Annotated in this window: 5 protein-coding genes; all 5 read right to left on the bottom strand. The window is 42.3% G+C overall.

The window, feature by feature from the left end:
* A partial coding sequence (locus H5123_RS14795) for a retention module-containing protein (RefSeq protein WP_182698453.1) occupies positions 1-2,396 on the bottom strand: 2,396 nt, incomplete at its 3' end.
* 383 nt (positions 2,397-2,779) lie between these two features.
* Positions 2,780-3,949: a heme biosynthesis HemY N-terminal domain-containing protein gene (locus tag H5123_RS14790; protein ID WP_182698452.1), complete on the bottom strand. Its 1,170-nt coding sequence runs from the start codon at positions 3,947-3,949 to the stop codon at positions 2,780-2,782.
* Positions 3,946-5,181 carry a uroporphyrinogen-III C-methyltransferase gene (locus tag H5123_RS14785; RefSeq protein WP_182698451.1) on the bottom strand — a complete coding sequence of 412 codons (1,236 nt, stop codon included), beginning with the start codon at positions 5,179-5,181 and terminating at the stop codon, positions 3,946-3,948. Before H5123_RS14785 ends, H5123_RS14790 begins: the two co-directional genes overlap by 4 nt.
* A gap of 85 nt (positions 5,182-5,266) precedes the next feature.
* Positions 5,267-5,986 carry a uroporphyrinogen-III synthase gene (locus H5123_RS14780; RefSeq protein WP_182698450.1) on the bottom strand — a complete coding sequence of 240 codons (720 nt, stop codon included), beginning with the start codon at positions 5,984-5,986 and terminating at the stop codon, positions 5,267-5,269.
* A gap of 13 nt (positions 5,987-5,999) precedes the next feature.
* The gene (hemC, locus tag H5123_RS14775) at positions 6,000-6,929 is read right to left on the bottom strand and encodes a hydroxymethylbilane synthase (RefSeq protein WP_124017230.1); all 930 of its coding nucleotides are present in this window, start codon (positions 6,927-6,929) and stop codon (positions 6,000-6,002) included.
* Between the last annotated feature and the right edge of the window lie 204 nt (positions 6,930-7,133).

Genomic DNA, 7,133 nt, shown 5'->3' with positions numbered 1-7,133 from the left:
GTGCCAATCACAGTGCTGTCGCTGCTGTTTTCAAAATACGTAAAGTTGTAGCTGGTTTCGCCCACGGGTGGAGTGAACTCAGGCGTTTCATTGACATCAAGCTCAGTGAGGGTGACGTTAATGTTGGTGGTGTTGACACCATCTGAGGCGCCAACGACTAAATTGTGCACGTTCGCCAGGGCTTCAAAGTCATTGGCGACGGCGGCCACGCCCGCTGGGGTCAAGCTGATAACACCGGTCACGGGATCAATCTCAAACCAAGCGTCATCATTGCCGCTGACGATACTGTAGGTCACTGGCGTGCCTTCTGGATCGATGGCATTGACGGTGCCAATCACAGTGCTGTCGCTGCTGTTTTCAAAATACGTAAAGTTGTAGCTGGTTTCGCCCACGGGTGGAGTGAACTCAGGCGTTTCATTGACATCAAGCTCAGTGAGGGTGACGTTAATGTTGGTGGTGTTGACACCATCTGAGGCGCCAACGACTAAATTGTGCACGTTCGCCAGGGCTTCAAAGTCATTGGCGACGGCGGCCACGCCCGCTGGGGTCAAGCTGATAACACCGGTCACGGGATCAATCTCAAACCAAGCGTCGTCATTGCCGCTGACGATACTGTAGGTCACTGGCGTGCCTTCCGGATCGATGGCATTGACGGTACCGATCACAGTGCTGTCGCTGCTGTTTTCATTGTAGCTAAAGCTGTAGCTGTCAGACACTGGAGCATCATTTATAGGCGATACAACCGGCGTGTCACTGTCTTGGCCAGTTAAGCTGCCATCTGACACAGTTAAATCAATCGCTGGTAAAGTGCCACCGTTATTGATCAGATCTGCCCCTGCCTGGGTTAACACCACTTCGCCGTTGATCAATGCATAGTAACCGTCGGTATTGGTGCCGGCCGTAAAGTCCACTGTCAGTGCATCACCGTCTTCATCGAAGGTATTGTAAGTCGCCGCTACATCGCCAGCTGCGGCGCTATTTTCGGTAAAGTCATTGGCGACTACGTCAATGGTTGGTGCATCATTGACAGGTGTGATTTCGATGGTTAGCGTCGCGGTTTCACCCGTATTAGTGGTGTAAGTAATAACAGGAACGGTACCGTTCCAATTTTCATTGGGTGTGAAGGTGTAAGAACCATCTTCATTGATGATCAGGACACCACCTTCAAGGGCAACGTCTGTGCCAGGAGTATAAGTTTGGCCATCCACTTCAAAGCCACTCACGCTTAGGTCAGAATCTACATCGCTATCGTTATCGAGTACATTACCTGTAGCAACAGTATCTTCAGCAACAGTATTGGTGTCGTTAGCCAACACGGATGCGTCATCTACAGGTGTGACTTCGATGGTAAGCGTCGCGGTAACACCCGTATTAGTGGTGTAAGTAATGACAGGAACAGTACCGTTCCAATTTTCATTGGGTGTGAAGGTGTAAGACCCATCTTCATTGATGATCAGGACACCACCTTCAAGAGCAACTTCTGTGCCGGCCGTATAAGTTTGGCCGTTCACTTCAAAGCTACTCACGCTTAGGTCTGAATCTACGTCGCTATCGTTATCAAGTACATTACCTGTAGCAACAGTATCTTCAGCAACAGTATTGGTGTCGTTAGCCAACACGGATGCGTCATCGACAGGTGTGACTTCGATGGTCAGAGTCGCGGTTTCACCAGTGTTAGTAGTATAGGTAATGACCGGCACTTGGCCATTCCAATCTTCATTAGGAGAAAAAGTAAAAGAACCATCAGGATTGATAACGAGCACGCCACCTTCAAGCTCGATTTCTGTCCCCGCAGGATACGTTTGTCCATCTACTTCAAAACTCACTACACTCAAACTTGAGTCAGTATCGCTGTCGTTATCTAAAACATTTCCAGAAGCAACTTGATCTTCGCTAACTGTAATGACGTCATTTAATACAACCGATGGGGAATCATTTTCAATAAGCACTTCTTTTTGAGTCACTGCTGTTGGGGTAGCAGTTTGTCCTGTCGTGTCGTAGCCTGTATTCGCAATGGTCTCTGCACCATCTCTTGATACTGAGACATAACCAAAATCACCTTGGTTGGCTGTTGGGGTGCCAGCGGCGGTTTCTGGTAGGTTTGCTGTTGGATCTTCGCCAGATGCAATTAATGCCTGCAAGGCTGCGATTTCATCTATAGCTTGTTGATCTGCTACTTGCTCGATAATGGCATCATCAGGAGTATCTGCACTATTAAAAATAGTGCCGTCATCGAATGTAATAACAAAAGCAAACTCATTGCTGCCTGAAACTAATGCTCCAGCAGGAATTGTCTGGCCAAGTTGTAATTCCTTGGTTTCATTGTTAATTGTTATTGTTACTGTACCTTCTGAAGCAGAAAGTATTCCATTTTTTGACGTAGTAATTGATTCCATTTGAAGCTCCCAACAGCTTTATATACTTAAGATAACAATGAGTTAATTTGCATCATATTTGCTTAATATAATAATAGTATTAACATTAAAATTATTTTATAAACATTAGGTCAAATAATATCACTTACCACAATGGTAGTCAATTTTTTGACGTTAAGGCGTTTCTAAACAAGCTAGTTATAATAAGCATACAAAACAAAGTATTAATTTGTTAACTTATTAGTTCTATATATTTTTACGTCATAAAAAAGTCGTAATTACTTGTAGTGGCATATTCTCGTTTATTTCTTAATATCGGCATAGATAACAAAAATGAAGCAGAATATCTAAAAAAGCCTACAAGATTGTAGGCTTTGAGATGAGATTAAAAATAACTTTAGTGTTTAGATTATGTTTGCAGCATTACGATAACTGTTTGCCGCAGAAGAGTTTTCACCTAACTGTTCTTGGGCTTGTGCTAATGCTAACCACGATTGATGTGTTGGTGCTATACGACAGACATTTTGCCAATGAGTTTTAGCTTGTTTAGTGTCACGACTTTGAATAGCAAGCTTTGCAAGGCACATTTGATAGTCAGCATCATGTTCATGGGTGGTTTCTAGTCGGCTGAGTAATTTACGCACCTCTTGATCTTGTGCATCGATTAAATCAGGTATTGCGGCAAATAAAGCCGCCGATGGTGCAGCGCTAAGTTGTTTAATAATTAACTTTATTGCTTTATCTTTATGCCCATACTGAGTCAATCCATGAGCATAAGCGACAACTAATTCATCTTGTTTACGCTCTGACTTACTTAACCAATGCCAACATTTATTCAATTCTGCTTCAGAAGTCTTAGCTGCATTTACCATTAAAATACTGTTGGTTTTAGTGTTTAATTGGTTGAACTCAGTTTCAGAAAGTAATTGGCGTTTTTTCAGGATTGGTAACAACAATTTTAATGCCTGCCAATCATTTTGCTGCAAATATAACTCTTGTGCTAGTTTCAGTACTGGTGCACTACTTTTACTTGTTGGATTTAGTTTATCAAGTACTACTCGAGCTTGAGTGAGCTCCCCCTGCTTCATTAAGTAGCGGGTACGCGATGTATAAACCGCTGTCTTGGCAATAGGGTTATTTTCTGCTTGAGTTAAATAATGATCTCGCGCAGTAATATCACCTTGATAGTGAGCTGCTCTTGCTGCCGCAAAAAGATTTAATACTGGAATTTCACCTTTTTCAGCACCTTTAGCCATGGCTTTTTCTGCCGCAGGCCAATCTTCTTCAGCCAGTGCTAAAGCGCCGGTTAAAGTATGCTTTTTAGCCGCTTTTCTACGCCATTGCTCTGGCAGGTAGCGACTGCTTAGTAGCATATTTAATAATAATAAAATTAACCACTCGAGTAATTGCAGCGCAAAATAAAATACAATTAACCCCACAACACCTATGACTAAGCTAGTTTCAATCTGGTAGTCACCTATTGCGATGTAAACGTAACCGCTTTGTCCAACAATAAGTGGGCTGAGACACAGTCCAATTAAAATGAGAACAACATAAACCAGCGTCTTAATCATTGTGCTGGCTCCTGTGTAGGCATTATTTCACCATAGGTAACCAGCTGCTGGAGTAGTGGCGATGCTTGAAATTTATTAAGAGTCACTTTTTCAACTTTAACCTTGGCCAGTTTATCTAAAGACGCAATTATTGCTTTAGTCTTTGGATCTGTTAAGTCAAAGTATTGTTGTAACCACTTGTCTGCTAAAGCAATAGATTGCTGATAATTCACTTGGTCAAATCGGTACAGTGCTAATTGTGCTTGCAATAATTTGTTGCGAATATTTTCAACTAAATACCATTGCTGTTCCGGTGATAACAGCGGCTCTAAATCAGTGGTCCGTTTGCGGATAGTAATAAAACCATCAGTTAAGTCATGCCAGGTTGTGGCGAGATTTTGTTGCCAATCATCAATAGAGTCGGTGACTGCCTGGGTGTTTTTATTTTCTGTAAAATTCTCATCCACACGATTTAACGGTAACCCTTCCACATCATTGATAATATTATCTAAGTCAAAGATGGTATTGGTTATGTCAGTGGTTTTTAATGCGTTAACTTTAATGATGTCTTCAGCTAAGGCTTTACGTAAAAGAGTTAATGCTGGATCTTTCATCGCACTGATACGTTCATCTGCAGACTGTAATAAACCAATTGCTGTTTGCGGATCGTTTTCTAACCATAGTTTTCTGCCAGCCATGCGAACTAAATATTCGGCTTCTGATGCCATCCAATGGTTAGGACTGCGCTGGGCAATAACAGCTACACGTTCTTGCAGTTGTTTATTTGATTGCTGTAGTTCAGCTAATTTTGCATAAGCTTTAGTATCGTTCAGCTGTTGTTGCTCTAACGTACCAAAGCGTTTATTGGAAGCCATGACGGTTTGTTGTAATTCATATTTTAACGATTTATTTTGTGTAACTTGTTCAGTGATACTTTGTTCTAATTGAGTTTGGCCTTGACTTTGTTGGCTAAGCTGCAAATAAAGCCAGTAACAAGACGCCACAGCAACAATGGCAACCAGTAAACTGAATAATACCCCGATACGGATCCACCAAGAGCTAGGTTTAGCTTTGCGTCGGCTGTTGTTTACCGGAGAATTTGTCTGATTATTATTTTTGTTGTCAGCAGATTGTTGGCTCGTTGCATTGGCTTTTTTTGCCTGTAGCGGCTTTTCTATTGGATTTTGCGCAGGAGAAATCACTTTCTCATCCTTGTGTGCTGGCGAGTTTGGATCTTTTTTATTGTTTTCCATGAACAGTCCTTGAAAGCAAGAATACAACCAATATAAGCAATATTAGAAAATGTGTGTCGATGCAAGGTAACAATACAATAACAAATTATAACGCAAGACTCGTGAGTATAGCTTGAGTATTTGCTCCATTTGCATTGGTAATATGGCTTAATCCCATTGCTTTTGCTTGTAATTCGACGCGATGACTAGGCACTATGATATGACATGCACGTAACCATGCAAATAATTCTTTTGGGACAAGGTCAACTAAATTGGATAATATTTCGCCGCTGGTGACCACAATGGTATCAATACCGAAGGATTGCCATTGTTGAATGGTCTGTTTTGCGTTGAGCTTAGGTCTCACGCGCTGATAGACCTGCCAATAGTTCACCTTGGCACCTCGAAGCGCTAATTGTTCAGCGAGCATTTCACGTCCACCTAATCCACGTACAATAATAAATGACTGCTTATCGACATCTCGTAATTGGGGCTGTGATAATAAACCTTCACTATCTTGGCTCTCTTCGGGCGAGCTAATCGCTTGGATATTATAGTGAGCTAAGCTATCTGCGGTTGCTTGACCAACAGCGAAATAGCGACAGTGCTGTGGGAATGAATTGTTGAGTTTAGTGGCGGCAAAATCGACGGCATTAGTGCTAATAAAGAGCAAATTATCAGTGTGGGCTAAAGTAGCATGGCTCATTGATTCGTTTGTTTCAATTACCGCTAAAAGTGGGGTAACAAGATAAGCAACGTCTCGTTGTGAGAGTTGCTCTTCCATTGCTTGATTGCGCCCTTGTGGGCGCGTTAGCAAGACTTTCATGGCCAGTTATCTCTTAACTAGCATAAACAGCATCTAAAATAGTTTTAGCCCCGCGACTGAGTAAATCTTCTGCAAGAGACTCTCCAAGTGCAACGGCATCAGTTTTAGAACCCGATACCATACCCGTTATTATTTCACTTCCATCAGGATTGCCGACTAAACCACGTAGGGTTAAATTATCGCCTTGAATTTCAGCAAAAGCACCGATAGGCACTTGGCATCCGCCCTCTAACCGAGTGTTCATTGCTCGTTCAGCCAGCACTCTGTAACGGGTTTCTAAATGTTCAAGTGGTGCGAGTAATGCTTTAACACGCTCGTCATTTAGACGACATTCAATGCCGACAGCACCTTGTCCATTGGCTGGAAGTGACTCTTCTGCAGAGATAAATCCTGCAATTCGTTGATTGAGTTTTAAGCGGATTAATCCCGCAGCAGCCAGGATAATAGCATCATAATCACCACTATCGAGTTTGGCTAAACGGGTACCAACATTACCGCGTAAGTCTTTAATAATAAGATCTGGACGAGCGGCTCTAATTTGACACTGACGGCGCAGACTTGAGGTACCCACAACCGCGCCTTGAGGTAATTCACTAATAGATTTATAGCTATTTGATACAAAAGCATCGCGTGGATCTTCACGTTCGCAAATTACCTGTAGGCCCAAACCTTCAGGAAAATCTACTGGTAAATCCTTCATTGAGTGCACTGCAATATCGGCACGATTTTCAAGCATCGCGACTTCTAACTCTTTAACAAATAGCCCTTTGCCACCAATTTTAGCTAAAGGAGTATCTAAAATGACATCACCTTTGGTGCTCATTGGTAATAACTCAACCGTGAGATCGGGGTGAATGCGTTCAAGTTCAGCTTTAACAAATTCAGCTTGCCACATTGCCAGTGGGCTTTTACGTGTTGCGATACGAATTATATTTTCAGACATGGTAGTAGATCCATTAGATAGCCTCAATGGAGTAATGCTATCACCGCTCTCGCTTGGATGTAACAAATCGATGGTAATTGTTTGAAGTCTGTAGGGCTTATTTGTGATTCATCTCGTTGAACAACTACTGGTGAAATATAAAATAAATGCTACGATGATCACTGTTTTGACGAAAGCGTGACCTTGGTCGAAAATTTGAGCTTA

Source organism: Shewanella sp. SR43-4, from assembly GCF_014163845.1.
In the GTDB taxonomy this organism is placed as follows: Bacteria; Pseudomonadota; Gammaproteobacteria; order Enterobacterales; family Shewanellaceae; genus Shewanella; species Shewanella vesiculosa.
The sequence above is the reverse complement of the archived record's forward strand: the minus strand, read 5'-3'. Positions and strand labels throughout refer to the sequence as shown.

Bases quoted from the DNA above. Each gene is read 5' to 3' on its own strand.
- H5123_RS14790 (WP_182698452.1), bottom strand. From the start codon at position 3,949: ATGATTAAGACGCTGGTTTATGTTGTTCTCATTTTAATTGGACTGTGT.
- H5123_RS14785 (WP_182698451.1), bottom strand. From the start codon at position 5,181: ATGGAAAACAATAAAAAAGATCCAAACTCGCCAGCACACAAGGATGAG.
- H5123_RS14780 (WP_182698450.1), bottom strand. From the start codon at position 5,986: ATGAAAGTCTTGCTAACGCGCCCACAAGGGCGCAATCAAGCAATGGAA.
- hemC (WP_124017230.1), bottom strand. From the start codon at position 6,929: ATGTCTGAAAATATAATTCGTATCGCAACACGTAAAAGCCCACTGGCA.